Source organism: Pseudomonas sp. 1L-E-NC-VB-C3 (assembly GCF_057291535.1).
The window spans coordinates 60,478-85,876 of sequence record NZ_JBXAWD010000001.1; the positions used below are offsets into that span (position 1 = coordinate 60,478).

The 25,399-nt window shown below is 61.0% G+C and carries 22 protein-coding genes and 1 tRNA gene; 12 read left to right on the forward strand and 11 right to left on the reverse strand.

Going from position 1 to position 25,399, the window contains the following annotated elements; genetic code table 11:
* Positions 1-3 precede the first annotated feature (3 nt).
* The 11 genes from AC0Z5Z_RS00265 to AC0Z5Z_RS00315 all read left to right on the forward strand — a co-directional run bounded on the left by AC0Z5Z_RS00265 (position 4) and on the right by AC0Z5Z_RS00315 (position 11,169).
* Positions 4-80 (forward strand) — tRNA-Ile (locus AC0Z5Z_RS00265).
* Between the two features lie 179 nt (positions 81-259).
* The gene (locus tag AC0Z5Z_RS00270) at positions 260-721 is read left to right on the forward strand and encodes an Lrp/AsnC family transcriptional regulator (protein WP_485610557.1); all 462 of its coding nucleotides are present in this window, start codon (positions 260-262) and stop codon (positions 719-721) included.
* Between the two features lie 223 nt (positions 722-944).
* Positions 945-2,627 carry a flavin monoamine oxidase family protein gene (locus AC0Z5Z_RS00275; RefSeq protein WP_024014552.1) on the forward strand — a complete coding sequence of 561 codons (1,683 nt, stop codon included), beginning with the start codon at positions 945-947 and terminating at the stop codon, positions 2,625-2,627.
* 12 nt (positions 2,628-2,639) lie between these two features.
* A complete protein-coding gene (locus AC0Z5Z_RS00280; RefSeq protein WP_315435776.1) occupies positions 2,640-3,434 on the forward strand; it encodes a carbon-nitrogen hydrolase family protein in 795 nt (264 codons plus the stop codon).
* A 38-nt stretch (positions 3,435-3,472) separates the two neighbouring features.
* Positions 3,473-5,884 carry a pyrroloquinoline quinone biosynthesis protein PqqF gene (gene pqqF / locus AC0Z5Z_RS00285; protein WP_375122779.1) on the forward strand — a complete coding sequence of 804 codons (2,412 nt, stop codon included), beginning with the start codon at positions 3,473-3,475 and terminating at the stop codon, positions 5,882-5,884.
* 156 nt (positions 5,885-6,040) lie between these two features.
* On the forward strand, positions 6,041-6,115 hold the full coding sequence (gene pqqA / locus AC0Z5Z_RS00290; RefSeq protein ID WP_003444522.1) for a pyrroloquinoline quinone precursor peptide PqqA: 75 nt from the start codon (positions 6,041-6,043) through the stop codon (positions 6,113-6,115).
* A gap of 81 nt (positions 6,116-6,196) precedes the next feature.
* Positions 6,197-7,108 (forward strand): pyrroloquinoline quinone biosynthesis protein PqqB, encoded by a 912-nt coding sequence (gene pqqB, locus AC0Z5Z_RS00295; RefSeq protein WP_485610558.1) that lies wholly within the window; start codon positions 6,197-6,199, stop codon positions 7,106-7,108.
* Between the two features lie 139 nt (positions 7,109-7,247).
* Entirely contained in the window at positions 7,248-8,000 is a 753-nt protein-coding gene (gene pqqC, locus AC0Z5Z_RS00300; protein WP_042606685.1) for a pyrroloquinoline-quinone synthase PqqC, read from the forward strand.
* Positions 7,997-8,272, forward strand: coding sequence for a pyrroloquinoline quinone biosynthesis peptide chaperone PqqD (pqqD, locus tag AC0Z5Z_RS00305; RefSeq protein WP_485610559.1), 276 nt, complete (start codon positions 7,997-7,999; stop codon positions 8,270-8,272). Before pqqC ends, pqqD begins: the two co-directional genes overlap by 4 nt.
* Positions 8,244-9,404, forward strand: coding sequence for a pyrroloquinoline quinone biosynthesis protein PqqE (gene pqqE / locus AC0Z5Z_RS00310; RefSeq protein WP_485610560.1), 1,161 nt, complete (start codon positions 8,244-8,246; stop codon positions 9,402-9,404). Before pqqD ends, pqqE begins: the two co-directional genes overlap by 29 nt.
* The gene (locus AC0Z5Z_RS00315) at positions 9,370-11,169 is read left to right on the forward strand and encodes an alpha/beta hydrolase family protein (protein ID WP_485610561.1); all 1,800 of its coding nucleotides are present in this window, start codon (positions 9,370-9,372) and stop codon (positions 11,167-11,169) included. The genes pqqE and AC0Z5Z_RS00315 overlap by 35 nt, the downstream gene beginning before the upstream one ends.
* Positions 11,170-11,311: 142 nt before the next feature.
* Here the strand turns inward: AC0Z5Z_RS00315 and AC0Z5Z_RS00320 are convergent, their stop codons facing one another.
* Positions 11,312-11,470, reverse strand: coding sequence for a YqaE/Pmp3 family membrane protein (locus tag AC0Z5Z_RS00320; protein ID WP_003228885.1), 159 nt, complete (start codon positions 11,468-11,470; stop codon positions 11,312-11,314).
* 192 nt (positions 11,471-11,662) lie between these two features.
* Positions 11,663-12,889, reverse strand: a complete 1,227-nt coding sequence (locus AC0Z5Z_RS00325) for an aspartate aminotransferase family protein (RefSeq protein WP_485610562.1) — start codon at positions 12,887-12,889, stop codon at positions 11,663-11,665.
* A 169-nt stretch (positions 12,890-13,058) separates the two neighbouring features.
* On the opposite strand from AC0Z5Z_RS00325, the gene AC0Z5Z_RS00330 reads away from it, so the two are divergent.
* Positions 13,059-13,973, forward strand: coding sequence for a LysR family transcriptional regulator (locus AC0Z5Z_RS00330; protein WP_460094602.1), 915 nt, complete (start codon positions 13,059-13,061; stop codon positions 13,971-13,973).
* A gap of 228 nt (positions 13,974-14,201) precedes the next feature.
* Here AC0Z5Z_RS00330 and AC0Z5Z_RS00335 read toward each other — a convergent pair whose 3' ends face one another.
* From AC0Z5Z_RS00335 to bioF, 9 genes are all read right to left on the reverse strand, one after another.
* Positions 14,202-15,980, reverse strand: coding sequence for an acyl-CoA dehydrogenase C-terminal domain-containing protein (locus tag AC0Z5Z_RS00335; protein WP_041476717.1), 1,779 nt, complete (start codon positions 15,978-15,980; stop codon positions 14,202-14,204).
* A gap of 157 nt (positions 15,981-16,137) precedes the next feature.
* Complete coding sequence (locus AC0Z5Z_RS00340) at positions 16,138-17,934, reverse strand: acyl-CoA dehydrogenase C-terminal domain-containing protein (protein WP_485610563.1); 1,797 nt, start codon at positions 17,932-17,934, stop codon at positions 16,138-16,140.
* A 90-nt stretch (positions 17,935-18,024) separates the two neighbouring features.
* Positions 18,025-19,314 (reverse strand): GGDEF domain-containing protein, encoded by a 1,290-nt coding sequence (locus AC0Z5Z_RS00345; protein ID WP_039757672.1) that lies wholly within the window; start codon positions 19,312-19,314, stop codon positions 18,025-18,027.
* A gap of 191 nt (positions 19,315-19,505) precedes the next feature.
* Positions 19,506-21,311 carry a phenylacyl-CoA dehydrogenase gene (locus tag AC0Z5Z_RS00350; RefSeq protein ID WP_485610564.1) on the reverse strand — a complete coding sequence of 602 codons (1,806 nt, stop codon included), beginning with the start codon at positions 21,309-21,311 and terminating at the stop codon, positions 19,506-19,508.
* A gap of 274 nt (positions 21,312-21,585) precedes the next feature.
* Complete coding sequence (locus tag AC0Z5Z_RS00355; RefSeq protein ID WP_016772865.1) at positions 21,586-21,882, reverse strand: hypothetical protein; 297 nt, start codon at positions 21,880-21,882, stop codon at positions 21,586-21,588.
* A 108-nt stretch (positions 21,883-21,990) separates the two neighbouring features.
* Positions 21,991-22,671 carry a dethiobiotin synthase gene (bioD, locus tag AC0Z5Z_RS00360; protein ID WP_041476721.1) on the reverse strand — a complete coding sequence of 227 codons (681 nt, stop codon included), beginning with the start codon at positions 22,669-22,671 and terminating at the stop codon, positions 21,991-21,993.
* A complete protein-coding gene (gene bioC, locus AC0Z5Z_RS00365) occupies positions 22,668-23,477 on the reverse strand; it encodes a malonyl-ACP O-methyltransferase BioC (RefSeq protein ID WP_056786874.1) in 810 nt (269 codons plus the stop codon). The genes bioD and bioC overlap by 4 nt, the downstream gene beginning before the upstream one ends.
* Positions 23,470-24,201: an alpha/beta fold hydrolase gene (locus AC0Z5Z_RS00370; protein ID WP_095181397.1), complete on the reverse strand. Its 732-nt coding sequence runs from the start codon at positions 24,199-24,201 to the stop codon at positions 23,470-23,472. The genes bioC and AC0Z5Z_RS00370 overlap by 8 nt, the downstream gene beginning before the upstream one ends.
* On the reverse strand, positions 24,194-25,372 hold the full coding sequence (gene bioF, locus AC0Z5Z_RS00375) for an 8-amino-7-oxononanoate synthase (RefSeq protein ID WP_315435769.1): 1,179 nt from the start codon (positions 25,370-25,372) through the stop codon (positions 24,194-24,196). Before bioF ends, AC0Z5Z_RS00370 begins: the two co-directional genes overlap by 8 nt.
* Positions 25,373-25,399 lie beyond the last annotated feature (27 nt).

Sequence of the window (25,399 nt, forward strand, 5' to 3'; positions counted from 1 at the left end):
TGAGGGCCTATAGCTCAGTTGGTTAGAGCAGAGGACTCATAATCCTTTGGTCCACGGTTCGAGTCCGTGTGGGCCCACCAAATTGAAAAGCCGCGCTTGATGCGCGGCTTTTTTGTGGGCGAGTGGTTGGGTTTCGTCTTGGCGGGCGCAACGTTCTGGAACTGCGCAAGAAAATCCGTTTGAGAGAACGCAGAAAGCCCCAACGCGATTGTCCCTGTACCATCCTTAACCTGATTGTCCCATGCCACCGGAGCCCCCCTTGCCAGACACCCGCCACCCCATCCTCGACGAAATCGACCGCCAGCTAATCGCCGCGCTGCAAATCAACGCCCGCGAAAGCGTGGCCATGCTCGCCCGTCAGCTAGGCATTGCTCGCACGACGGTGACGTCGCGGCTGGCCCGGCTGGAAAAGGCCAGAGTGATCACCGGTTATGGCGTGCGTCTTGGTCAGCGTGTAGTCGATGGTGGCTTGCAGGCGTACGTCGGGATCAAGGTGCAGCCGCGTTCCGGCAAGGACGTGTTGCGGCGTTTGAGTGCGATGGCGCAGGTGCAGCAGTTGTGTGCGGTGAGTGGCGAGTTTGATTATGTGGCGTGGTTACGCACCGATTCGCCGGAGCAGCTCGATCAGCTGCTGGATCAGATTGGCAGTGTCGATGGGGTGGAGAAGACCACGACTTCTATCATTCTGAGTAGCAAGATAGATCGGGGTCAGCCGGTTTAAGATTTTGATCGAGCTTCTCGGGTGAATTTCAGAGTCTCTTCGCGAGCAGGCTAGCTCCCACATTTTGGTCGGTATGCAGCCTGCAATCGTCAATCTGCACAATAATCAGGCAAAATGACGACACATTGCGCCTTATTAACGCGCTCCACGCTCCCTAGAATGGCTGACATCTTTTCCTATACTCAGACGCGAATCCTGCGTCGGGTCGTCAACAAGGTCAGCCATGAACAAGAACAACCGCCATCCTGCAGACGGAAAAAAACCAGTCACCATTTTCGGTCCGGACTTTCCGTTCGCGTTTGACGACTGGATCGAGCATCCCGCCGGCCTGGGGAGCATTCCCGAGCAGCACCATGGCGCTGAGGTGGCGATTGTCGGGGCGGGCATTGCCGGTCTGGTGGCTGCGTATGAACTGATGAAACTCGGTTTGAAACCGGTGGTGTACGAGGCGTCGAAACTCGGCGGTCGTCTGCGCTCGCAAGCCTTCAACGGTACCGACGCCATCGTCGCGGAGCTTGGCGGCATGCGCTTTCCAGTGTCCTCCACGGCGTTCTATCACTACGTGGACAAGCTCGGCCTCGAAACCAAGCCTTTCCCCAACCCGCTGACCGGTGCTTCGGGCAGTACCGTGATCGATCTGGAAGGCGAAACCTATTACGCCGAAAGCCTGAAGGATCTTCCTGCTTTGTTCCAGGAAGTCGCTGACGCCTGGGCAGATGCGCTGGAAGCAGGTTCGCAGTTCTCCGATATCCAGCAAGCCATTCGCGATCGCGATGTGCCGCGCCTGAAAGAGCTGTGGAACAAGCTGGTGCCGCTGTGGGACGACCGGACCTTTTATGACTTCGTCGCCACCTCGAAAGCCTTCGCCAAATTGTCGTTCCAGCATCGCGAAGTGTTCGGGCAGGTCGGTTTCGGCACCGGCGGCTGGGATTCGGACTTCCCCAATTCGATGCTGGAAATCTTCCGCGTGGTGATGACCAATTGCGACGATCACCAACATCTGGTGGTCGGTGGCGTCGAGCAGGTGCCACAGGGCATTTGGCGCCATGTGCCGGAGCGCTGCGTGCACTGGCCGGCCGGCACCAGCCTGAAATCCCTGCACCGTGGCGCGCCGCGTTCCGGCGTGAAGAAAATTGCTCACGCACCGGAGGGCCGTTTCGCCGTTACCGACAACAACGGTGACACCCGCGAATACGCCGCCGTCCTGACAACCTGCCAGAGCTGGCTGCTGACCACTCAGATCGAATGCGATGAAACCCTGTTCTCGCAGAAGATGTGGATGGCCCTCGACCGCACGCGCTACATGCAGTCGTCGAAAACCTTCGTGATGGTCGACCGGCCATTCTGGAAGGACAAGGATCCGGAGACCGGCCGCGACGTGATGAGCATGACCCTCACCGATCGCCTGACCCGTGGCACCTATCTGTTCGACAACGGCGACGACAAGCCGGGGGTGATCTGCCTGTCGTACTCGTGGATGAGCGACGCGTTGAAAATGCTCCCGCATCCGGTGGAAAAACGCGTTGAGCTGGCGTTGAACGCACTGAAAAAGATCTACCCGAAAGTCGACATCGCCGCGCGGATCATCGGCGACCCGATCACCGTGTCGTGGGAAGCCGATCCGTATTTCCTCGGTGCCTTCAAAGGCGCCCTGCCCGGCCATTACCGCTACAACCAGCGCATGTACGCGCACTTCATGCAGGACGACATGCCGGCCGAACAGCGCGGGATTTTCATCGCCGGCGACGACGTGTCGTGGACACCAGCGTGGGTCGAGGGCGCGGTGCAGACTTCGCTCAACGCGGTGTGGGGGATCATGAAACATTTCGGCGGATCCACACATAAAGAGAACCCGGGACCGGGTGATGTGTTCAAAGACATCGGCCCTATCGCCCTGCCCGAGTAAGAGGATTCCCCGATGCGCGTAGCCGTTTACCAATGTCCACCGCTGCCACTGGACCCCGCCGCCAACCTGCATCGCCTGCATCAAGTAGCGATGGAGGCCAAAGGCGCCGATCTGCTGGTGCTGCCGGAGATGTTCATGACCGGCTACAACATCGGCGCCGAAGCGGTCAGCACGCTGGCCGAGGTCTATAACGGTGAATGGGCGCAGCAGATCGGCCGGATTGCCAAGGCTGCGGGTCTGGCGATCGTCTACGGCTACCCCGAGCGCACCGCCGACGGGCAGATCTACAACGCCGTGCAACTGATCGACGCCTACGGCGAGCGCCTGTGCAATTACCGCAAGTCGCATCTGTTCGGCGACCTCGATCGGTCGATGTTCAGCCCCGGTGACTCCGACTTGCCGGTGGTTGAGCTGAACGGCTGGAAGCTCGGCTTCCTGATCTGCTATGACCTGGAGTTCCCGGAAAACGCGCGGCGCCTGGCCTTGGCCGGCGCCGAGCTGATCGTGGTGCCGACGGCCAACATGATTCCGTTCGATTTCGTTGCCGATGTCACCGTGCGTGCCCGCGCCTTCGAAAACCAGTGCTACGTGGCTTACGCCAATTACTGCGGACATGAAGGCGATATCCAGTATTGCGGGCAAAGCAGCATTGCCGCGCCGGACGGCAGCCGCATCGCTCTGGCAGGTCTGGACGAGGCGTTGATCGTCGGCGAACTGGACCGACAACTGATGAACGATTCACGCCAGGCCAATCGCTATCTCAGCGATCGCCGCCCGGAGCTTTACGGCGCGCTCAACCGCCGCTAATCCGCTAGCATGGGCACTTCACTGTTCTGGAAGTGCCCATGCCCGCGCCGACTCATCTCCGCCCCCACTCTGAAACCCTGGCCAACGGCCTGCGCGTGACCCTGCGCCACGTGCCCGGTCTCAAGCGCAGCGCTGCCGCGTTGCGCGTGGCGGCCGGCAGCCATGACGTGCCATTGGCATGGCCGGGGCTGGCGCATTTTCTTGAGCACTTACTGTTTCTCGGCACCGAGCGTTTTCCCACAGACGAAGGGCTGATGGCCTACGTGCAACGTCACGGCGGCCAAGTAAATGCCAGCACCCGTGAGCGCACCACGGATTTTTTCTTCGAGTTGCCTGTGTCGTCCTTCAGCGCGGGGCTCGAGCGTCTGTCAGACATGCTCGCCCGGCCACGGATGAATCGGGACGATCAACTGCGTGAACGGGAAGTGCTGCAGGCGGAATTTGTCGCCTGGTCGCAGGATCCGACAGCACAGCAGCAGTTTGCCCTGTATGAAGGTTTACCCGCGCAGCACCCGCTGCGTGGGTTTCATGCGGGTAATCGGGACAGCTTGCAGGTCGAATCGCCAGGGTTTCAGTCGGCGTTGCAAGACTTCCATCAGCGCTTTTATCGAACCGGGCAAATGAGCCTGAGTCTGGTCGGGCCACAAAGTATCGATGAGCTTGGGGAGCTGGCGCAGCAATTCGCAGCAGTGTTGCCGATTGGGGATAAAGTTGCCCAGGCCGCACCGCCACCGTTGGCAGTGAACAGTTATCAACAGGTCGGCGCTCACGCGAACCTGTTATTCGCTTTCGACGCGTTGCCCGAGTCATCCGCCGAGGCGATGGCTTTTCTCTGTCATTGGTTGAATAGCGCAAAACCTGGTGGATTGCTCGCATACCTGCATCAACAGAATCTGGCTGACAGCCTGAAAGCCACGCCGCTCTACCAGTTCGCCGGCCAAGCGCTGCTGCATCTTCAATTCAATGCTGGCGGCGACCGCCTGGATACCATTCGCGAACGCCTGCTGGACTGGCTGCGCTTCTTCGCCCAGCAGGACTGGACGCCGTGGCGCGAGGAATACGCGGCCCTGCTTCAGCGCCAGCAGCAAGTCAGCGGCGCGTTGCAACTGGCGCGCCTAGACATTGAGCAGCAAGCATTCGGCCTGTCCGAATCCGGCGCTGCCGCACTTGAGCACATCCTTCGCGAAATCGGCGTTGTGGATAACTTCAGCGATCATTGGCATCTGCCCGCCGCCAATCCTTTTCTGCGAGCCAGCGAGCCACTGGCAAACGCCGGGCTGATTCGCGGCCAGACCAGCGCCCACCGTGGCCTGCGCACCTTCGCCCAGGATCGCTCGCGCAGTCGTCGCGAGCGATCGCCGATGCAGTTCAGCCAGGCGCTGCCGGACAACAGCGATGAGGGCGCGATTTACCTGCGCTGGCAGGTCGAGACGGCGGCCAGCGCCGATCTGCGCGCAAGATTGCAGCGCAGTCTGCGCCAGACCCGACAGGATGCGTCCGAAGCCGGAGTGGACTTGTCTTTCAGCGCCGCAGGTAACCAATGCCTGCTGAAAATGACCGGACTACAGGAACCGATGCCCAGCATCCTCGAGCATGCGCTGAAATGTCTGACGATGATCGACGCCGATTCGCCGCGCGACGAGGTGCAGATACCGTCGATGCCGATCCGCCAACTACTCGAAGCGTTGCCAGAGAAATGCCTGCCCACGATTGAAACCAGCGATGACGCCAATCAGCTGTGGACAACTTCGCGCTGGGACGGCCTCGCTCTAGGCCTTAACCAACAAACCCAGTCAGCCTTGGGCCTGGCGCTGAGCCGCATTCCCGGCACACCGGACAATCAGCTACCGGTGACACCGATCGCCCAAGGCAAGTACCACTGGAGCCAGATCAACACGGCCTCCAGCGAACACGCCTTGCTGCTGATCTGCCCGACTGCCAGCAGCGACATCGCTGATGAAGCAGCGTGGCGCCTTCTGGCTCAGTTGTACCAGACGCCTTTCTATCAGCGCCTGCGTGTCGAATTGCAATTGGGGTACGCCGTGTTCAGCGCGCTGCGTCAATTGCACGGCAGGACCGCGATTGTGTTTGGCGTGCAATCGCCGACGACTTCGGCCGCCGAGTTGCTCGAATATATTCAAGAGTTTTTCAACGGCATTCCCGCGCTGATCGAAACGTTCGATGAAGCAAGCCTCGAGCAACAGCGTCAAAGCCTCGTCGATCAGTTCGACGACACCACACTGTCCACCAAGGATGCCGCCGAACTCCTCTGGCAAGGCAAACTTGCCGGCCATTCGTCGGATTACCGGGAGCAGTTGGTCACGGCGATCCGGCAACTCGATCGCCAGGCTTTGCTGGCCGCTGCGCAGCGCCTGATCAATGCCGAGGGCGGCTGGCATTGCCTGGCCAATGAATCGATGCCGGACGCGCCGTGGCAAGTGACAAACTGATCATTACCGAGGCTGCAAGGAGCTTTCTCAAAGATTCACGGGTCACGGCGTTGAAATTTTGAGTAACATAGCCGCCTAACTAATTGGAACATCACCGCGCTGCCGTGGACTATAACTATGGATAGCGCTATCCCAACCCTCAGAAGGAGACATCTCATGGCCTGGACCAAACCTGCTTACACCGACCTGCGTATCGGCTTCGAAGTCACCATGTACTTCGCCAGCCGCTGAGTTCTGCCTACGCAGAATCGCAGTGCAACGCCTCGGCTCGCCGAGGCGTTTTATTTTCCGCGTTGAAATGATGGAGCGTTCATGTTCGTCCAGATTCTGGGTTCGGCCGCCGGTGGCGGTTTTCCGCAGTGGAACTGCAACTGCGTCAACTGCGCAGGTTTTCGCGACGGCAGCCTGAACGCCAAGGCCCGCACCCAATCGTCCATCGCCATTTCCGATGACGGCGTGAACTGGGTGTTGTGCAATGCCTCGCCGGACATCCGCGCGCAACTGCAAAGCTTCGCCCCGATGCAACCGGGCCGCGCCCTGCGCGACACCGGCATCAGCGCGATCATCCTGATGGACAGCCAGATCGACCACACCACCGGCCTGCTCAGCTTGCGCGAAGGCTGCCCGCATCAGGTCTGGTGCACGGACATGGTTCATGAAGACCTCAGCACCGGTTTTCCCCTGTTCAAGATGCTCACCCACTGGAACGGCGGGCTGGTCTGGAACCGTATCGAGCTCGACCAGAGCTTCACCGTAGCCGCCTGCCCGAATCTGCGTTTCACCCCGTTGCCGTTGCGCAGCGCCGCGCCGCCGTATTCGCCGCACCGTTTCGATCCGCATCCGGGCGACAACATCGGTTTGATCGTTGAAGACCTCAACACTGGCGGCAAGCTGTTCTACGCGCCGGGACTGGGCAAGGTCGATGCGCCGTTGCTGGAAATCATGGCGGGCAGCGATTGCCTGCTGGTCGACGGCACGCTGTGGGATGACGATGAAATGCAGCGCCGTGGCGTCGGCACCCGCACCGGTCGCGAGATGGGCCATCTGGCACAGAACGGGCCTGGCGGCATGCTCGAAGTGCTGGAGCAGTTGCCCGAGCAACGCAAGGTGCTTATCCACATCAACAACACCAACCCGATCCTCGACGAGGATTCGCCGGAGCGTGCCGAACTGGCGCGGCGTGACGTTGAAGTAGCGTTTGATGGCATGAGTATCGTGCTTTAAGCAATCGAGACCGCTGCGCGGTCTATCGCGAGCAGGCTCACTCCTACAATGGAATGCGATCAACTGTGGGAGCGAGCCTGCTCGCGAAGAGGCCAGCACAGACACCAGAGATTTCCAGGGTTGTTCCCGGAGAACAGACATGACCGACACCCCGCTGTCCCCCGCCGAATTCGAAGCGGCCCTGCGCGCCAAGGGCGCCTACTACCACATCTACCACCCTTACCACGTGGCGATGTACGAAGGCCGTGCGACCCGCGAGCAGATTCAGGGCTGGGTCGCCAACCGCTTCTACTATCAGGTGAACATTCCCCTGAAGGACGCAGCGATCCTCGCCAATTGCCCGGATCGGGAAATCCGCCGCGAGTGGATTCAGCGCCTGCTCGACCACGACGGCGCACCCGGTGAAGATGGCGGCATCGAAGCCTGGCTGCGTCTGGGCCAGGCTGTTGGCCTCGACCCGGATCAACTGCGCTCCCAGGAATTGGTATTGCCCGGCGTGCGATTCGCCGTCGACGCCTACGTCAACTTCGCCCGTCGCGCCAGTTGGCAGGAAGCCGCCAGCAGTTCGCTGACCGAACTGTTCGCGCCGCAGATCCACCAGTCGCGCCTCGACAGTTGGCCGCAGCATTACCCGTGGATCGACCCGGCCGGCTACGAGTATTTCCGCACCCGTCTCGGTCAGGCGCGGCGTGATGTCGAGCACGGTCTGGCGATCACGCTCGAGCACTACAAGACCCGTGAAGGCCAGGAGCGCATGCTGGAAATTCTCCAGTTCAAACTGGACATTCTTTGGAGCATGCTCGATGCCATGAGCATGGCCTACGAACTGAACCGCCCGCCGTATCACAGCGTGACCGAACAACGGGTCTGGCATAAAGGAATTACCTTATGAGTTTCGACCGCAGCAAAGTTCCGAGCTGGCGTCCCGGTTACCGCTTCCAGTACGAACCGGCGCAAAAAGGCCATGTGTTGCTGTACCCGGAAGGCATGATCAAACTCAACGAAACCGCCGCGTTGATCGGCGGTTTGATTGACGGTGAGCGCAATGTCGCGGCGATCATCGCCAAACTCGACGAGCAGTTCCCCGACGTGCCCGAACTCGGTGACGACATCGAGCAATTCATGGAGGTTGCCCGTGCGCAGCACTGGATCGAACTTGCCTGATCTGCCGCCCAAGCCTGAAATCGGCCTGCCGCTATGGCTGCTCGCCGAGCTGACCTACCGCTGCCCGCTGCAATGCCCGTACTGCTCCAATCCACTGGATTTCGCCGAGCAGGGCAAGGAGCTGAGCACCGAGCAGTGGATCAAGGTGTTCCGCGAAGCGCGGGAGATGGGCGCGGCGCAACTGGGCTTTTCCGGTGGCGAACCGCTGGTGCGTCAGGACCTGGCCGAGCTGATTCACGAGGCGCGCCAGTTGGGTTTCTACACCAACCTGATCACCTCCGGCATCGGCCTGACCGAGCAGAAAATCAGCGACTTCAAAAAGGCCGGGCTCGATCACATCCAGATCAGTTTCCAGGCCAGCGACGAGCAAGTGAACAACCTGCTCGCCGGTTCGAAAAAGGCCTTTGCGCAAAAGCTGGAAATGGCTCGCGCAGTCAAGGCCCACGGTTATCCGATGGTGCTGAACTTCGTCACCCATCGGCACAACATCGACAAGATCGACCGCATTATCGAACTGTGCATTGCGCTGGAGGCCGACTTCGTCGAACTCGCCACTTGCCAGTTCTACGGCTGGGCGCAGCTGAACCGTGTTGGCCTGCTGCCGACCAAGGAGCAACTGGTGCGCGCCGAACGCATCACCAACGAATACCGCGCCAGGCTGGAAGCCGAAGGGCATCCGTGCAAGCTGATTTTCGTCACTCCGGACTATTACGAAGAACGCCCGAAAGCCTGCATGAACGGCTGGGGCAGCATCTTCCTGACCGTCACCCCGGACGGCACCGCCCTGCCCTGCCATGGTGCCCGCCAGATGCCGGTGCAGTTTCCCAACGTGCGCGATCACAGCATGCAACACATCTGGTATGACTCGTTCGGCTTCAACCGTTTTCGCGGTTACGACTGGATGCCCGAGCCGTGCCGCTCTTGCGACGAGAAAGAAAAGGACTTCGGCGGCTGCCGCTGCCAGGCGTTCATGCTCACCGGCGACGCCAGTAATGCCGACCCGGTGTGCAGCAAGTCCGAACATCACGGCGTGATCCTCAAGGCCCGCGAAGAAGCCGAGACCGCCACTCAAACCATCGAACAATTGGCCTTTCGCAATGAACGAAACTCACGCCTCATCGCCAAGGGCTGAGCCTTTCAGCGCCGCCCAAGCCGTCGCCGCCGGAACCGACTTCGCCGAACTGCAGCTCGGCGCCCATGGTGTGTTCTGGAATGAATACCGCCCCGAGGATGCCGCATGCCGGATCTGGCATTGGCGCGATGGCGCAGCGAAAAGTCTGACGCCGGACGGCTTCAGCGTGCGTAGCCGCGTGTACGAATATGGCGGTGGTGCGTTTTGTCTGACGCCTGACGGGGTGGTTTTCGTCAATGAAGCGGATCAGCAGATGTATCGGCAGGCGCTGGATGGCGAGCCGGTCGCGCTGACGTCGACTGACTGCCGCTACGGCGATCTGCAATTCGCCGCTGGCCGGGTATTGGCGGTTGAAGAGCAGCAGGATCGGCATCGCCTGGTGGCAATTGATCTGGCGACCGGTACGCGACAGGTGCTGGCCGAGGGTGCGGATTTTTATGCGTCACCAACGCTCAGCCCCGATGGCCAGCGGCTGGCGTGGATCGAGTGGAGTCGCCCGCATCAGCCGTGGACCTCGACGCGCTTGATGGTCGCGCAAGGCGATTTTTCTGCGCCTCGCTGTGTTGCCGGTACGCAGATGGAGGAGTCGATCCAGCAGCCGCGATTCGACGCTGATGGGCGGCTCTATTGCCTGACGGACCGTGACGGCTACTGGCAGCCGTGGGGCGAAACGACCGATGGCCTGAAAGCGCTGGCCAGCGTCGCGGCCGATCACGCGCCCGCGCCGTGGCAGCTAGGCGGCTGCACGTGGCTGCCTGTCGGTGATCAATTTTTAGCCAGTTGGAGCGAGGATGGTTTCGGTCGCCTGGCCCTTGGAAGTGAAGATTTCAGCGGTGACTACAGCCGCTTCCGCCACTTGGCGATGGATCAACAATTCATCTATTGCATCGCTGCATCGCCGACCAGCCCGTCGGCAGTGATCGCCATTGATCGTGTGTCGCATGCCGTGAAAATCCTCGCTGGCGGCGTGGCTCCATTGCCTGCCGAACGCATCAGCCGTCCGCAGACCTTGCGTTATCCGAGCGGCTCCGGCGAGGCGAACGGTTTCTTTTACCCGGCCATGAGCGGTGAAGCGAAACCTCCGCTGGTGGTGTTTATCCACGGCGGCCCGACGTCGGCGTGCTATCCGATACTCGACCCGCGCATCCAGTACTGGACGCAGCGCGGCTTTGCTGTCGCCGACCTCAACTATCGCGGCAGCAGTGGCTATGGTCGCGAATATCGCCAAGCGCTGCATCTGCGCTGGGGCGAGGTGGATGTCGAGGATGCCTGCGCGGTGGTCAGCTATCTCGCTGGCCAAGGCTTGATCGATGGTGACCGCGCGTTCATTCGCGGCGGCAGTGCGGGTGGCTACACAACGCTGTGTGCACTGGCGTTCAGACAAGTTTTCCGCGCAGGCGCCAGCCTCTACGGCGTCAGCGATCCGGTCGCGTTGGCTCGCGCAACGCACAAGTTCGAGGGCGATTATCTGGATTGGCTGATCGGCGATCCCGAGCGAGATGCCGAACGCTATGCCGCCCGCACGCCATTGCTGCACGCCGATAACATTCGCGTGCCGGTGATTTTCTTTCAGGGTGAACTGGACGCGGTGGTCGTGCCGCAACAGACCCGCGACATGGTCGCGGCGCTGGAGCACAACGGCGTCCCGGTCCAAGCGCATTACTACCCTGACGAACGGCACGGCTTCCGCCGCGCGGCCAACCAGGCACATGCGCTGGAGCAGGAGTGGACGTTTTATCGTCGGGTGATGGGGCTAACTGACTGAGCCCTCACTTTGAGACTGCGTCGCTCCAATCGCGGGCAAGCCCGCTCCCACAGGTTATTTGGTGTACACAAAAATTGTGATCACTCATAACACTGTGGGAGCGGGCTTGCCCGCGATAGCTATTGATCAGACGCCGCTGAACTCAACGCTTGGCGATGATATACACCGCATGCACGATCCCTGGAATGTAGCCGCACAGCGTCAGCAGAATGTTCAGCCAGAACGCCCCGCCAAACCCGACCTGCAGAAACACGCCCAGTGGCGGCAACAGAATAGCGATGATGATACGAATGAAATCCATGGGGCAGCTCCTGAATGGGGGTTGGCTCACTTGAGCCATACAAGCTAATCGACACGCGCCGTTCGTCAGGGTTCATTACGCTTGCTATTTGATCGCCAGCACCACAAAAAAACGCCCCACGCCAAAAGAATCAGGCGTGGGGCGTGCGTTATACCGCGAGACGGTTCGAGTAATCGGTTGGGGCTGCTCAGCTCACACGGCAATGCCCTTGCGACATTGCACTTGGGCGGTGCGCACCCGCGAGAAGGCGCGGCCCAAGCGCAGAAGCATTTCGTCGATGTTGGCTTTGCTGACAGTGAGGGCCGGGGTGAAGCGCAGGCAGTCAGGCTGCGCGGCGTTCAATATCAGGCCTTCGTGAAGTGCGGCATGGACGACGGCGTCGGCGCATTCCTCGGACAGCGTCAACCCGTAAAACAGGCCTTGGCCGCGCAACTCGCCGTGGCCGTAGCGGTGCGCCAGTCGCGCAAGGCCTTCGCGCAAATGCTGGCCGCTGTCGTTAACCTGCTGGAGAAAGCTGCGGTCATGGATGCTGTCGAGCACTACCAGACCGGCCGCCGTCATCAATGCGTTGCCGTGATGGGTGCCGCTCAGCTCGCCGATGGCGAAACAACAGGCCTTGCCTCGCGCCAGCAAGGCCGCCAGCGGCAAGCCGCCGCCGAGGCCTTTGCCGAGCACGACGATATCGGCGCGAATCCCGTAGGACTGTTCGGCAAGCAAGCTGCCGCAGCGGCCCATACCCGTCTGCACTTCGTCGAGGATCAGCAGAATGCCCAAGTCACGACACAGTCGCTCGACCCCTTTGAGGTAATGCTCGGTCGCCGGAATGACCCCGGCATCGCTCTGGATCGGCTCCAGCATGATCGCCACGGTCTGCGCGTCCACCGCCGCATGCAGCGCCGGCAGGTCGTTGAATGGCACTCGATCAATCGTCGCCAGACTGCGGCCATGACAACCCTGCTCAGCCATGATGATCCGCGAGGCGCCGCCGCGATGCAGCTGCCCCCATTTGCGCGCCAGTTTGATCGCCGCCTCACAAGCCTCGCTGCCACTGTTGAGCAGATACGCCTGTTCGCTGGACGTGCTGGCGCACAAACGTTCGGCGAGGCTGAGCATGCCGCGATTGTGCAGATTGAAGCCTGGATTGATCAGCGCCTGGGCCTGATTGGCGATGGCTTTGACCAACGCCGTGGGGCTGTGGCCAAGGCTGTTGGCGCCGCCGGCCTGGGAAAAGTCGAGGTAGGCGCGATCGTTGCTGTCCCATAGCCATGAACCCTGGCCGCGAACGAACACTTGTTGCGGCCGATCGACGCTGGGCATCAGGCGTTGGGCATTGAGATGGTCGGTCATAGCGGATGGCCCCGCCTCGAAGCAGAGGTCATCCAGACTCGGCGTCTGGCGCCGCAAACTGAACAGATTCATGCGGAAAAACCTCGTTGGAGGTTTTTTGAACTGCCTATGTAATCACGAACGAAGCAAATGGAATTCGTCACGCTTTCTGGCCCTGCAAGCCTTGTGAATGCGGTTAGACTAGGCGCGCAAACGGCTTCAGGCCATTTCGATTTCTCAGCCATTTCGATAAGCGCTACTTATGGATTTCAAACAACTGCGTTATTTCGTCGCGGTCTACGAAGAAGGCCATGTCGGCCGTGCGGCTGAGCGCTTGTCGATCTCGCAACCGGCGCTGTCGCAACAGATCCGTCAGCTGGAGCAGAACCTCGACGTAACCCTGTTCGAACGCAGCAGTAAACGCCTGCTGCCGACCCTCGCTGCGCATACGCTGTACAACCACGCGTTGCCATTGCTCGATGGCTTGCAGCGGGCGCGCGAGGCGTTGGGTAGTTTCAAGGGTCAGGCACTGCGCACACTGGCGATCGGTGTGTTGCAAACGGTGCACACCAGCCTTGTGCCGCAGATGCTCGAGCGTGTGCGCAAGGCGCAGCCGCATCTGGTGGTACAAATCTATGAACTGACCGGGCTGGAAATCGAACGGCGCTTGCTCAACGGTTCGCTGGACATCGGTATCAGCTATCTGCCACCGCGCCAACCCGGTCTGCACGGTGTGTTGCTGTACGAAGATGAACTGACGCTGGTCATCCCGGCGGACCATCCCTTGCGCGAGTTCAAGAAGGTCTCGATGCGCCAGGCTGCTGAGCTGCCCATGTTGCTGCTCGGCGAAGAGTTCCAGATCCGACAGATCTGGCAGGCACAACTGACCAGCCTCGGACGACGCCCGCAGGTGCAGGCCGAGTTGAACAATATGCTGGGGATTCTCGATAGCCTGCCGCACACCAGGCTGGCAACGGTGCTGCCGGGACGTTCGCAAAAGGAATATGACGATGAAGATCTGCTATGGAAACCGCTGAGCGAACCACGGGTGCCGTTGCAAGTTGGCCTGGTGTGCCGTGATGTGCAACGCCAGCAGGCCTCGTTGGCATTGCTGCGGACATTGCTTGAAGAGGTGATCGACCGCGAAACGAAGCCGCCCCTTGATCCGCTCGCCTGAAACTTTTCTTCAGGCAAAAGAAAACCCCGCCGAAGCGGGGCTTTGCAGACTGTTTCCCTGACATCCATTTCACTCCGCCACCCTGGCAGAATCCTACGTGTCCGTGTTGTTTACTTTGCGCTTCCTGCGCGACGTCCATGAAATGTAGATTAGCCGTGGATCCAATATACGGATATGGGAGAACAGCAGCACGTCACGTAAGCAAATGCTTACATGACGTCTACAGGATCAAAACTGTGCCGCATCCAGCAGGAACAGCGACTCGCTACCGGCCTTGACCGACGCGCTCAACGAGTGGATACGCGGCAGCAGGCGGGCGAAATAGAAGCGCGCGGTGCCCAGCTTGCTCGCATAGAAATCCTCCTGCGCTTCCTTGCCCAGCGCGGCTTTGGCCATCAACGCCCACATGTAGGCGTAAGCGGTGTAGCCGAACGCTTGCAAATATTCGACCGAGGCCGCGCCGATTTCGTTCGGATTGTTTTTCGCCCGGTCCAGCAGCCACGCGGTCAACTCGTCGAGGGTGTCGACGGCATCGTTCAACGGCTTGGTGAACTCGCCCAGATCGGCGCTGGCGGTTGCGGTGAAATGGCGGATCTCGTCAGCGAACAGCTGGTAGAACGCGCCGCCACTGCCAACGATCTTGCGCCCGACCAGGTCCAGCGCCTGAATGCCGTTGGTGCCTTCGTAGATCTGGGTGATGCGCACATCACGCACCAGTTGTTCCTGGCCCCACTCGCGGATGTAGCCGTGGCCACCAAAAATCTGCTGGCCGTGGACGGTGGTTTCCAGACCCAGGTCGGTCAGGAAAGCTTTCGCTACCGGCGTCAGCAGCGCCACCAGATCTTCCGCGCGTTTGCGGGTGGTCGCGTCTTCGCTGAACTTGGCGGTGTCCAGTTGCATCGCCACATACGTGGAGAACGCACGGCCGCCTTCGTTCGAGGCTTTCATGGTCAGCAGCATGCGTCGCACGTCCGGGTGGACGATGATCGGGTCGGCGACTTTGTCCTTGTTCTGCGCACCGGTCGGCGAACGACTCTGCAGACGATCGCGCGCGTATTCAACAGCGTTCTGATAAGAGCGCTCGCCCGTGGCCAGGCCTTGAATACCAACACCCAGGCGCTCGTAGTTCATCATGGTGAACATCGCCGCCAGGCCTTTGTTCGGCTCGCCGACCAGATAACCCACGGCTTCGTCGAAGTTCATCACGCAGGTCGCCGAGGCCTGAATGCCCATCTTGTGCTCGATCGAACCGCAGTTGGCCGGGTTACGCGCACCGAGGCTGCCGTCGGCATTGACCATGAACTTCGGCACCAGGAACAGCGAAATACCTTTTGGACCGGCCGGCGCGTCCGGCAGCTTGGCCAGTACCAGGTGAATGATGTTTTCGGTGAGGTCGTGCTCGCCGCCGGTGATGAAGATCTTGGTGCCGCTGACCTTGTAGGAACCATCGGCCTGAGGTTCGGCTTTGGTGCGAATGATCCCCAGATCGGTGCCGGCGTGCGGCTCGGTCAGGCACATGGAACCGGCCCAGATGCCGGCGTACATGTTCGGCAGGTACGCAGCTTTCAGTTCTTCACTGGCGTGGGCATTGATCGACAGGCAGGCGCCGGCGGTCAGCATCGGATACAGACCGAACGCCAGGCTTGCGGAGTTGACCATTTCTTCGACCTGCGCCGACACGGCTTTGGGCATGCCCATGCCGCCGTAGGCCGGATCGCCGCCAACACCGACCCAGCCGCCTTCAGCATAAGTCTGATAGGCCTGTGGGAAACCGGCCGGCGTGGTGACGGCACCGTCCGCCCAATGGCAACCTTCCTCGTCAGCAGCACGGCTCAGTGGCGCGATGCTTTTGCTGGTGACCTTGCCGGCCTCTTCGAGAATCGCTTCAACGGTTTCGGCATCGACGGTCTCGGCCAGCGCCGGCAGCTCGGCCCAGAGTTTGGCGACTTCGAACACTTCATTGAGGACGAAGCGCATATCGCGCAGCGGCGCTTTGTAGTCAGCCATGGCAAACCTCGCAAGATCTAAACAGGTGGTTCGTGGAATGATGTTTTCGTTGATCCGGAGTGTACCTCAACAACTTTTGCGACACATAGGGTCAACCGGTGACTGATTTGTTATTTTTGGTCACCGGAAAAAGATCGCCGCGATCTTTCGATCTGCTCTACAAAGCAAACGCCTGCGCCGGCAGATTCATCAAACAATCACTCCCCGCCTCGATCGCCGCCTGATGCGCAGCCGTACGCGGCAGCAAGCGCTTGAAGTAGAACTCGCACGTCGCCAGTTTGCCCTTGAGGAAATCAGCCTCACCCTCGCCCGCCTCCAGCTGTGCCTGAGCAACCAACGCCATGCGCAGCCACAGGTAGCCCAGGATGATGTAGCCGCTGTACATCAGATAATCCACCGACGCAGCACCGACTTCGTCCGGGTTCTTCATGGCCGCCATGCCGACCTTCATGGTCAGGTCGCCCCACTGTTGGTTGAGCCCGTTGAGTTGCGCGACGAAGCGGCCCAGCTGCGCATGTTCGGCGTTCGCTGCGCAGAACTTGTGGACGATTTTGGTAAAGCCGCGCAGCAGCTTGCCCTGACTGCCCAGCACCTTGCGCCCGAGCAGGTCCAGCGCCTGAATGCCATTGGTGCCTTCGTAGATCGGCGCAATCCGGCAATCGCGCACCAGTTGCTCCATGCCCCATTCACGAATGAAACCGTGGCCGCCGAACACTTGCATGCCGTGATTGGTCACTTCCAGCCCGGTGTCGGTCATGAACGCCTTGCAGATCGGCGTGAGGAACGCCAACAGGTCTTCAGCCTCCTGACGCGCCTCGGCGTCGCTGCTCAGGTGCGCGACGTCGAGCATCTGCGCGGTGAAATAGGTCAGCGCGCGGTTGCCTTCGTTGAAGGCTTTCATCGTCAGCAACATGCGCCGCACATCGGGGTGGACGATGATCGGATCGGCAGGTTTTTCCGGGGCCTTGGCGCCGGTCAGCGCGCGCATCTGTAGGCGGTCGTTGGCGTACTTGATCGCACCCTGAAAACTCGCCTCGCCCAGACACAGCCCCTGCATGCCAGTACCAAGCCGCGCGTGGTTCATCATTGTGAACATGCAGTTGAGGCCCTTGTTCGGCTCGCCGATCAGGTAACCGGTGGCGGCATCGAAGTTCAGCACGCAGGTGGCTGAAGCCTTGATGCCCATCTTGTGCTCGATCGAGCCGCAGGAAACGCCATTGCGCTCTCCCGCTTCGCCTGCTGCATCGGGCAGGAACTTGGGCACGATAAACAGGGAAATGCCCTTGGTTCCGGCCGGTGCGTCCGGCAGCTTGGCCAGGACCAGATGGATGATGTTGTCGCTCAGGTCATGCTCGCCGGCGGAAATGAAAATCTTGCTGCCGGTGATCGCGTAGCTGCCGTCGGCCCGTGGCACCGCGCGGGTCTTGATGATGCCCAGATCGGTGCCGCAGTGGGCTTCGGTCAGGCACATGGTGCCGGTCCACTGGCCAGCGGTGAGTTTGCTCAGGTAGGTGTCTTTCTGTTCGGCGGTACCGTGGGCGTGGATCGCCGACATCGCGCCGTGGGTCAGGCCGGGGTACATGCCCCAGGACGTGTTGCTGGAGCCGACCATCTCGCTGATCACCAGCCCCAGCGAGCTCGGCAACCCTTGGCCACCGTAAGCCGGATCGGCCGCCAATCCATGCCAGCCGCCCTCGACATATTGTGCGAAGGCCTGCTTGAAGCCTGTAGGCGTTGTCACCACGCCGTTGTCGAAATGGCAGCCCTCTTCATCGCCGCTGCGATTGAGCGGGGCCAGCACGTTCTCGCAGAACTTCGCGCCTTCTTCGAGGATCGCGCTGATCATGTCCGGGCTGGCGTCATGCGCGCCGAGATTGGCGTAGTTGGTATGGAAGTCGAAGACGTGATCGATCAGAAAGCGCATGTCGCGCAGGGGAGCTTTGTACTCGGGCATGGTGGCTTCTCCGTCAGCAGATTTGTTCAACCTACTGCTGGCCACCACGCGCGACAATCACTGTGCAGGCGCTGAATGCGCCGTCATCACTCAACCCGCAGCAGCGTCCATGCGCACCGCGCCACGGCGGTTCTGCCCGAACGCCATGACACAGTTACGCCCCGCGCCCTTGGCGCTGTACAACGCCTGGTCGGCGGACTTGAGCACTTCTTCAGGGGTGCGCTGCTCGACACGTTCGGCGACGCCGATGCTCACCGTCACCGACACCGCCGAAGCCCCGGAACCGCTACGGCGCTGGCGACCTTGCTGATCATCCTGCGGGCGGTTTTCCTGGTTGCGTAACTGAATGCTGTAAGACGCAATCGATTCACGGATCACTTCCAGGTGCGGCATGCACTCCTCAAGGGTCTTGCCTGCGAACACCAAGGCAAATTCCTCACCGCCGTAGCGATACGCCCTACCGCCACCGCTGATTTTCGACAGTTTGCTGGCGACCAGGCGCAGCACCTGGTCACCGACATCGTGGCCATGGGTGTCGTTGAATTTCTTGAAGTGATCGACGTCGCTCATCGCCAGCACATAGTTGCGCCCCAGGCGCTGCATACGTTCGTTGAGCGCACGTCGTCCCGGCAGGCCGGTGAGCTCGTCGCGGAAGGCCATTTGATAGGCCTCATGCGCAACGGCGGCGGCGATCATCAGCATCACCTGGCTGCACATGATGTTCAGGGTGAACGGCAGAATGAAGGTCTTCGGCAGCATCCAGAACACACCGAGCAAGCCAACCAGTTGCGCCGCGTGCAACGGGCGCGGGTTGCGCCAGTATTGCCAGGCCAGAAGCAGGAAGGCCGAGATGAACACCGGATAGGACAACTGGATGAGACTCATCCATGCCCCATGCAGCGCCGGCCAGCGGATCTCCGACAACCACAGCAGCAGTGCCTGTGGGTAACTTTGCTCCAGTCCCAGCGCCACGCTGCCAAATGCCAGTAGCACGGCAAAGCGCGCGACCATGTCCTGAAACAGATGGGTTCGCTCCTGCCACGCCGCGAACAGCCCGAACAACAGCGGCAACAACAGGCAGACCAGATGAAACACCACCGCAGCGTCTTCGCGGACCTTGCCGTTGTCGCGGTAGAAATCTGTCTGGGTGTCCAGCAGAAAGTAGGCGATGTACACCGTGAGCATCAGAAACAGTTCGCGCTGACGTCGATACACCGCGCAATACGCGCCACCGAGGAGCAGAACCAATGTCGGCAGGACGTTGAACAGCGACGTGAAGAATACGCTGAGGTCTTTGACGTACGCAGCCGCCAGCCCCGCAAGCAATAACAGCAGTGATGGCAGGAAATGGCTGAAACGTACAGCGGAAGAACGCGGCAAGGGTAAGCTCCGACCCGTCATAGCAAAGAGATGGCATTGTGCCTGCAAAGTGCGGCCAAGCCCATACAATGTGATCCAGATCACACACGGTCTCTGTAACGGCCGGAAGCTCGACTATCTGAGCGATTCACAAACAAAAAAACCGCTGCCCCCTAACGGGAGCAGCGGTTTTCGTCAGACTGCGTTAAGGCTTAGTAGCCCAGCGCGAAGTCTTCTTCTTTCATGTCCATCAGGTTGCCAGCACCCGACAGCATAGTGGCCACGTGCGTACGGGTACGCGGCAGGATGCGCTGGAAGTAGAAGCGCCCGGTTTGCAGCTTGGCGGTGTAGAACGCCTCGTCGCTGGTGCCGGCAGCCAGTTTTTCCGCAGCCAGACGTGCCATGTCTGCCCAGAAGTAGGCCAGGCAGGCATAACCGGAGTACATCAGGTAATCCACGGAGGCCGCGCCGACTTCTTCGCGATCTTTCATGGCAGCCATACCGACCTTCATGGTCAGCTCGCCCCACTCCTTGTTCAGTGCAGCCAGCGGCGCGACGAATTCCTGGACGGCTTCGTTGCCTTCGTTGGTCTGGCAGAACTTGTGGACGATCTTGGTGAAGCCTTTCAGAGCCTCGCCTTGAGTCATCAGCACTTTGCGGCCGAGCAGGTCGAGGGCCTGGATGCCGGTGGTGCCTTCGTACAGCATCGAAATGCGGCTGTCGCGAACGTTCTGCTCCATGCCCCACTCGGCGATGAAGCCGTGGCCGCCGTAGATCTGCACGCCGTGGTTGGCGGCTTCGAAACCGACTTCGGTCATGAACGCTTTGGCGATCGGGGTCATGAACGCCAGCAGGGCGTCGGCCTTCTTCTTCTCTTCTTCATCGACGCCGTATTTGACGATGTCGACCTGCTTCGCAGTGAAGTAGACCATCGCGCGGTTGCCTTCGGCGAACGCCTTCATGGTCAACAGCATGCGGCGCACGTCCGGGTGGACGATGATCGGGTCAGCGGCCTTGTCCGGTGCTTTCGGGCCAGTCAGCGAGCGCATTTGCAGGCGATCACGAGCGTATTTCAAACCGCCCTGGAAGCCGATTTCGGCGTGAGCCAGACCTTGCAGCGCGGTACCGAGACGGGCGGTGTTCATAAAGGTGAACATGCAGTTCAGACCTTTGTTCGCCGGGCCGATCAGGTAACCAGTGGCGCCATCGAAGTTCATCACGCAGGTGGCGTTGCCGTGGATGCCCATCTTGTGTTCCAGCGAACCGCAGCTCACTGCGTTGCGCGCGCCAATGGTGCCATCGGCGTTTGGCAGGAACTTTGGAACGATGAACAGCGAGATGCCTTTGGTGCCAGCCGGAGCATCCGGCAGGCGGGCCAATACGATGTGGACGATGTTATCGGCCATGTCGTGTTCGCCGGCCGAGATGAAGATCTTGGTGCCGGAAACTTTGTAGGAACCGTCGGCCTGAGGCTCGGCCTTGGTGCGCAGCATGCCCAGGTCGGTGCCGCAGTGCGGTTCGGTCAGGCACATGGTGCCGGTCCATTCGCCGGAGACCAGTTTGGTCAGATAGGCTTCCTGTTGCTCAGGGGTGCCGTGCTCGGAGATGGTGTTCATCGCACCGTGCGACAGACCTGGGTACATGCCCCACGACCAGTTGGCTTCGCCAACCATTTCGCTCACTGCCAGGCCCAGCGACTCAGGCAGGCCCTGACCGCCGTGCTCGACGTCGTGGGCCAGGCTTGGCCAGCCGCCTTCGACGAATTGCTTGTACGCCTCTTTGAAGCCAGTCGGGGTTTTCACGCCGGACTCGCTCCAGGTGCAGCCTTCGATGTCGCCCACACGGTTCAGCGGCGCCAGTACCTGCTCACAAAACTTGGCGCCTTCCTCGAGGATGGCGTCAACCATGTCCGGCGTGGCGTCTGCGCACGCTGGCAGGCTCTGATAGTGCGCTTCGTAGCCGAGCAGTTCGTCACGAACGAAGCGAATATCACGCAAGGGGGCCTTGTAGTCAGGCATAGCGATAAACCTCTGCTGATGTAACCGGGAATGAACGACCGTGTTGAATTGTTGTGACGGTCAAACAGTTGTTTGAAACATACGTTTACGCCGAAATCTTGTCAAGCATCGATCTTTTGCCGTTCGTCATCACGCTCTCCAAATGCCGGAGACGACAAATCGCCGCGACTTGATATAAGCCACGGGCGTTGTAAAAAGATTAGTTGAGCAAGAAGGACTTAAACGAAAAACGCCGCGACAGGGCGCGGCGTTTCGGGGTCTACAACAAACTCAATCAGGCGAAAGTATCGATGATCGTCCCGAGCACTTCGTCGGATGCCTTGGCCACCTTCACACCCAGCTCTGCCTGGATCTTGCCCTGCGACAGCTCGACGATATTGCTCGCCAGATCCGATTCTTGTGCGCGATCCACACCGCGCAGGCGATTGACCTGCACTTCGGACGACTGGCTGGTCACCGAACGTTCGATAGTGTTGTTGGCGATCTGGCTGGCAGCCTGATCGACGCGGTTCTGCCCGGACTGAATCGAGCTCAGCCCCGCATAAAAAGCTGTGTTACCGGAGATTTCCATAGTCGCTCTCATCCTTGCAAAGGATCAATGCTCGCCATTGAAGCAGACGCGCCAGCAAAACACCCGTCAAAAACACTAATGGCACAGTGCCTGTTCATAGCGAGAAACTTAATCGAGCAAGTCCAGTTGCAAATGCTCGGCCACCGCTTCGGCGCTCAACGCCTTGAGTTTCGGCACCCGCCCAAGGCACGGCGCGGGGATGCGCTCGGCCAGGGTCGCGAGGTTTTCCTCCAGCCGCGAAGTTTTCGGATCGATGATATTCGCCACCCACCCCGCCAATTGCAGACCATCGCGGGCAATCGCCTCGGCGGTCAGCAACGCATGACTGATGCACCCCAGCCTCACGCCCACCACCAGAATCACTGGCAGCTTCAGTGCAATCGCCAGGTCAGAGAGATTGTCCTGATCGGCCAACGGCACCCGCCAGCCGCCCGCGCCTTCGATCAGGGTGAAGTCGGCGTTCATCGCCAGAATCCCACGCATCGGCGCCAGCAGCGATTGCACCGTCAACGCCACACCCGCTTCGCGCGCCGCGAGATGGGGAGCTATCGCTGGCTCGAACGCCACCGGGTTGACCTGTTGATAAGTCAGCGGCAACGAACATTCGGCCAGCAGCGCCAAGGCATCAGAATTACGCAAGCCTTTGGGCGTGACGTCGCAACCCGATGCCACCGGTTTGCCCGCCGCCGTGCTCAAGCCTGCCGACCGCGCCGCATGGAGCAATCCGGCAGCAACGGTGGTTTTGCCGACATCGGTGTCGGTACCGGTGACGAAATAGGCTGCGCTCATAGAGGTTTCTCCAACACGGCGTATACCACCTGATACGTTGCCGGCAGCCCCGACGCCTGACGGAACCGCTCATACGCGTCGATCAGCCCGAGAATCCGCGCCCGTCCGGTCAAACCGCCCGGCCGCCCGGGATTCAGATTGTGTGCGCCCAACGCTTTCAGCTCATGAGTCAGGCTGCGCACATCCGGGTAATGCAACACGTGCGGCTGATTCTGCAGCGCCAAAATGCGCATGCCACTGCCGGCACATAAATGCTCATAGCGGGCGAAGGTGCGGAAGCGATTGACGTGCACCAGCCCGTCGACCTGCTGCCAACTCTCACGCAACTCGAACAGCGTCCCTGTACAGAGACTAGCAAACGCAAAAATCCCGCCCGGTTTAAGCACGCGCAAGGCTTCGCCGAGCACCGCCTCGAAGTCGGCGCACCACTGCACCGCGAGACTGGAGAAAATCAGATCGAAGCTAGCATCCTGCAACGGCAGCCTTTCGGCATCGCCAGCGATGAAATGCTCAGCGCCACCCAGCGGCCGTGCGTGATTGAGCATGCCCTCGGCGATGTCCAGCGCGACACCGCTGCCCTGGGTGAAACGCGAGGCCAGCGCGCGGGTGAAGTAGCCGGTGCCGCAACCGAGATCGAGCCAACGCGACGGCGTGAAGCTCGCCGGCAAGCGCCCGAGCAACTGTGTGCCGACGTCACGCTGAAACTCCGCGACACTGTCGTAACTGGCCGCAGCGCGGGAAAAAGACGCCGCCACCTGGCGCTTGTCGGGCAAGCCCTCAGGCAGCACAAGGGACAGATCAGTCATCAGCGCACTCATGTAGAAAAGCCTGGATCGCGCCCGCGACTCCATGCGGGTCTTCCAGCAGAAAAGCATGGCTGGCCTGTTCGATCAGACCAATTTCGATATCCGGCAACAGCGCGAACAATGCGCCGGCCGCTTCCGCCGGAACCAGCGCGTCCTGCCCGCCGAACAGATGAAACTGCGGCCCGCGAAACGCCTGCAACGCCTGGCGTGTATCCATCTGCGCGAGCAGCTCCAACCCTGCCATCAGCGCGGTCGGCGCGGTGGCCGGCGCGCCAGCGAGCAGCAAGCGCGACAAGCCGCGCGGGTCTGGTGAACCTTGCGCACATAGCAGAGCGAAGCGCTTGAGCGTGGTACGCGGGTCGGCCTGACAACCGGCAAGAAACGCATCGAAGGTCTCGCCAGGCATCGCGCTCGGCCACTGCTCATGGGCGACAAACGCAGGGTTGCTCGCCAGCGTCAGCAGCCCGCAGCACGCCTCGCCGCGTCGTGCCGCCAGTTCGCTGGCGAGCATGCCGCCCAGCGACCAGCCACCGAGCCAGATTTCCTGCGGAATGCGCGCATCGAGTTCGTCGAGCCAGTCTTCAAGGTCAGCGGAGTCCAGCTCCGGCAGCGGTTCGATCTCGACTTGCAGATGTTCGTCGAGGCCGCGCAATGCTGCGGCCAGCGGTTCCAGCGGCGACACGCCGAGGCCCCAGCCGGGCAGCAGGATCAGACGATTACGCATGGCCTGGCTCCAATGACAATCGGGCGAAGCAATCTGCCAACCCTTCCAGCAACTGTTGCACCTGTGCCTCGCTGTGGGCGGCGGTCAGCGTGACGCGCAACCGCGCGCTGCCGGCCGGCACGGTCGGTGGACGGATCGCGGTCACCATCAAGCCGCGCTCGCGGAGCATTTGCGAGAGCCGCACCGCGCGGCCGGCATCGCCGATCATGATCGGCTGGATCGGCGTGAAGCTGTCCATCAGCTCCAGCCCGATCTGCTCGGCGCCGTGGCGGAACTGGCGGACCAGTGTCTGCAAATGCTCACGGCGCCAGTGTTCGCTGCGCAACAGCTCGAGGCTTTTCAGCGTCGCGCAGGCCAGCGCCGGCGGTTGGCTGGTGGTGTAGATGTACGGGCGGGCGAACTGGATCAGGCTTTCGATCAACTCTTCGCTGCCAGCGACAAAGGCCCCGGCGGTGCCGAAGGCTTTGCCGAGGGTGCCGACCAGCACCGGCACGTCGTCCTGGCTCAGGCCGTAATGCTCGACGATGCCGCCACCGTTGGCGCCCAATGGGCCGAAGCCGTGGGCATCGTCGACCATCAGCCACGCGCCTTTGGCCTTGGCCGCGCGGGCCAGCGCCGGCAGGTCGGCGATGTCACCGTCCATGCTGAATACGCCATCGGTGACCACCAGCGTGTTGCCGGTGGCTTTCTCCAGGCGCTTGACCAGACTTTCGGCGTCGTTGTGCAGATAGCGATTGAAACGCGCGCCGGACAACAGGCCCGCGTCCAGCAACGAAGCGTGATTGAGCCGGTCTTCGAGCACCGTATCGCCCGGCCCGACCAGCGCAGTGACCGCGCCGAGGTTGGCCATGTAGCCGGTGGTGAACAGCAGCGCGCGTGGGCGCCCGGTCAGATCGGCGAGCGCTTCTTCCAGCGCGTGATGCGGGCTGCTGTGGCCGATCACCAGATGGGACGCGCCACCGCCGACACCCCAACGTTCAGCGCCGGCGCGCCAGGCTTCGATCACCTGCGGATGATTGGCCAGGCCCAGATAGTCGTTGTTGCAGAAAGCGAGCAGCGGCTGGCCGTCAACCACGACTTGCGGGCCTTGCGGCGAGTCGAGCAGCGGGCGGTGGCGATAAAGGTTGTCGGCACGACGGGCAGCAAGGCGTGCGGCGAGATCGAATGACATGCAGGCCTCGATTTTCAAATGACACAG

What these genes read in the sequence shown, in the direction of transcription:
- AC0Z5Z_RS00275 (WP_024014552.1), top strand. Translation starts at nt 945, where the DNA reads ATGAACAAGAACAACCGCCATCCTGCAGACGGAAAAAAACCAGTCACC.
- AC0Z5Z_RS00280 (WP_315435776.1), top strand. Translation starts at nt 2,640, where the DNA reads ATGCGCGTAGCCGTTTACCAATGTCCACCGCTGCCACTGGACCCCGCC.
- pqqF (WP_375122779.1), top strand. Translation starts at nt 3,473, where the DNA reads ATGCCCGCGCCGACTCATCTCCGCCCCCACTCTGAAACCCTGGCCAAC.
- pqqB (WP_485610558.1), top strand. Translation starts at nt 6,197, where the DNA reads ATGTTCGTCCAGATTCTGGGTTCGGCCGCCGGTGGCGGTTTTCCGCAG.
- pqqC (WP_042606685.1), top strand. Translation starts at nt 7,248, where the DNA reads ATGACCGACACCCCGCTGTCCCCCGCCGAATTCGAAGCGGCCCTGCGC.
- pqqD (WP_485610559.1), top strand. Translation starts at nt 7,997, where the DNA reads ATGAGTTTCGACCGCAGCAAAGTTCCGAGCTGGCGTCCCGGTTACCGC.
- AC0Z5Z_RS00315 (WP_485610561.1), top strand. Translation starts at nt 9,370, where the DNA reads ATGAACGAAACTCACGCCTCATCGCCAAGGGCTGAGCCTTTCAGCGCC.
- AC0Z5Z_RS00320 (WP_003228885.1), bottom strand. Translation starts at nt 11,470, where the DNA reads ATGGATTTCATTCGTATCATCATCGCTATTCTGTTGCCGCCACTGGGC.
- AC0Z5Z_RS00325 (WP_485610562.1), bottom strand. Translation starts at nt 12,889, where the DNA reads ATGAATCTGTTCAGTTTGCGGCGCCAGACGCCGAGTCTGGATGACCTC.
- AC0Z5Z_RS00330 (WP_460094602.1), top strand. Translation starts at nt 13,059, where the DNA reads ATGGATTTCAAACAACTGCGTTATTTCGTCGCGGTCTACGAAGAAGGC.
- AC0Z5Z_RS00335 (WP_041476717.1), bottom strand. Translation starts at nt 15,980, where the DNA reads ATGGCTGACTACAAAGCGCCGCTGCGCGATATGCGCTTCGTCCTCAAT.
- AC0Z5Z_RS00340 (WP_485610563.1), bottom strand. Translation starts at nt 17,934, where the DNA reads ATGCCCGAGTACAAAGCTCCCCTGCGCGACATGCGCTTTCTGATCGAT.
- AC0Z5Z_RS00350 (WP_485610564.1), bottom strand. Translation starts at nt 21,311, where the DNA reads ATGCCTGACTACAAGGCCCCCTTGCGTGATATTCGCTTCGTTCGTGAC.
- AC0Z5Z_RS00355 (WP_016772865.1), bottom strand. Translation starts at nt 21,882, where the DNA reads ATGGAAATCTCCGGTAACACAGCTTTTTATGCGGGGCTGAGCTCGATT.
- bioD (WP_041476721.1), bottom strand. Translation starts at nt 22,671, where the DNA reads ATGAGCGCAGCCTATTTCGTCACCGGTACCGACACCGATGTCGGCAAA.
- bioC (WP_056786874.1), bottom strand. Translation starts at nt 23,477, where the DNA reads ATGACTGATCTGTCCCTTGTGCTGCCTGAGGGCTTGCCCGACAAGCGC.
- AC0Z5Z_RS00370 (WP_095181397.1), bottom strand. Translation starts at nt 24,201, where the DNA reads ATGCGTAATCGTCTGATCCTGCTGCCCGGCTGGGGCCTCGGCGTGTCG.
- bioF (WP_315435769.1), bottom strand. Translation starts at nt 25,372, where the DNA reads ATGTCATTCGATCTCGCCGCACGCCTTGCTGCCCGTCGTGCCGACAAC.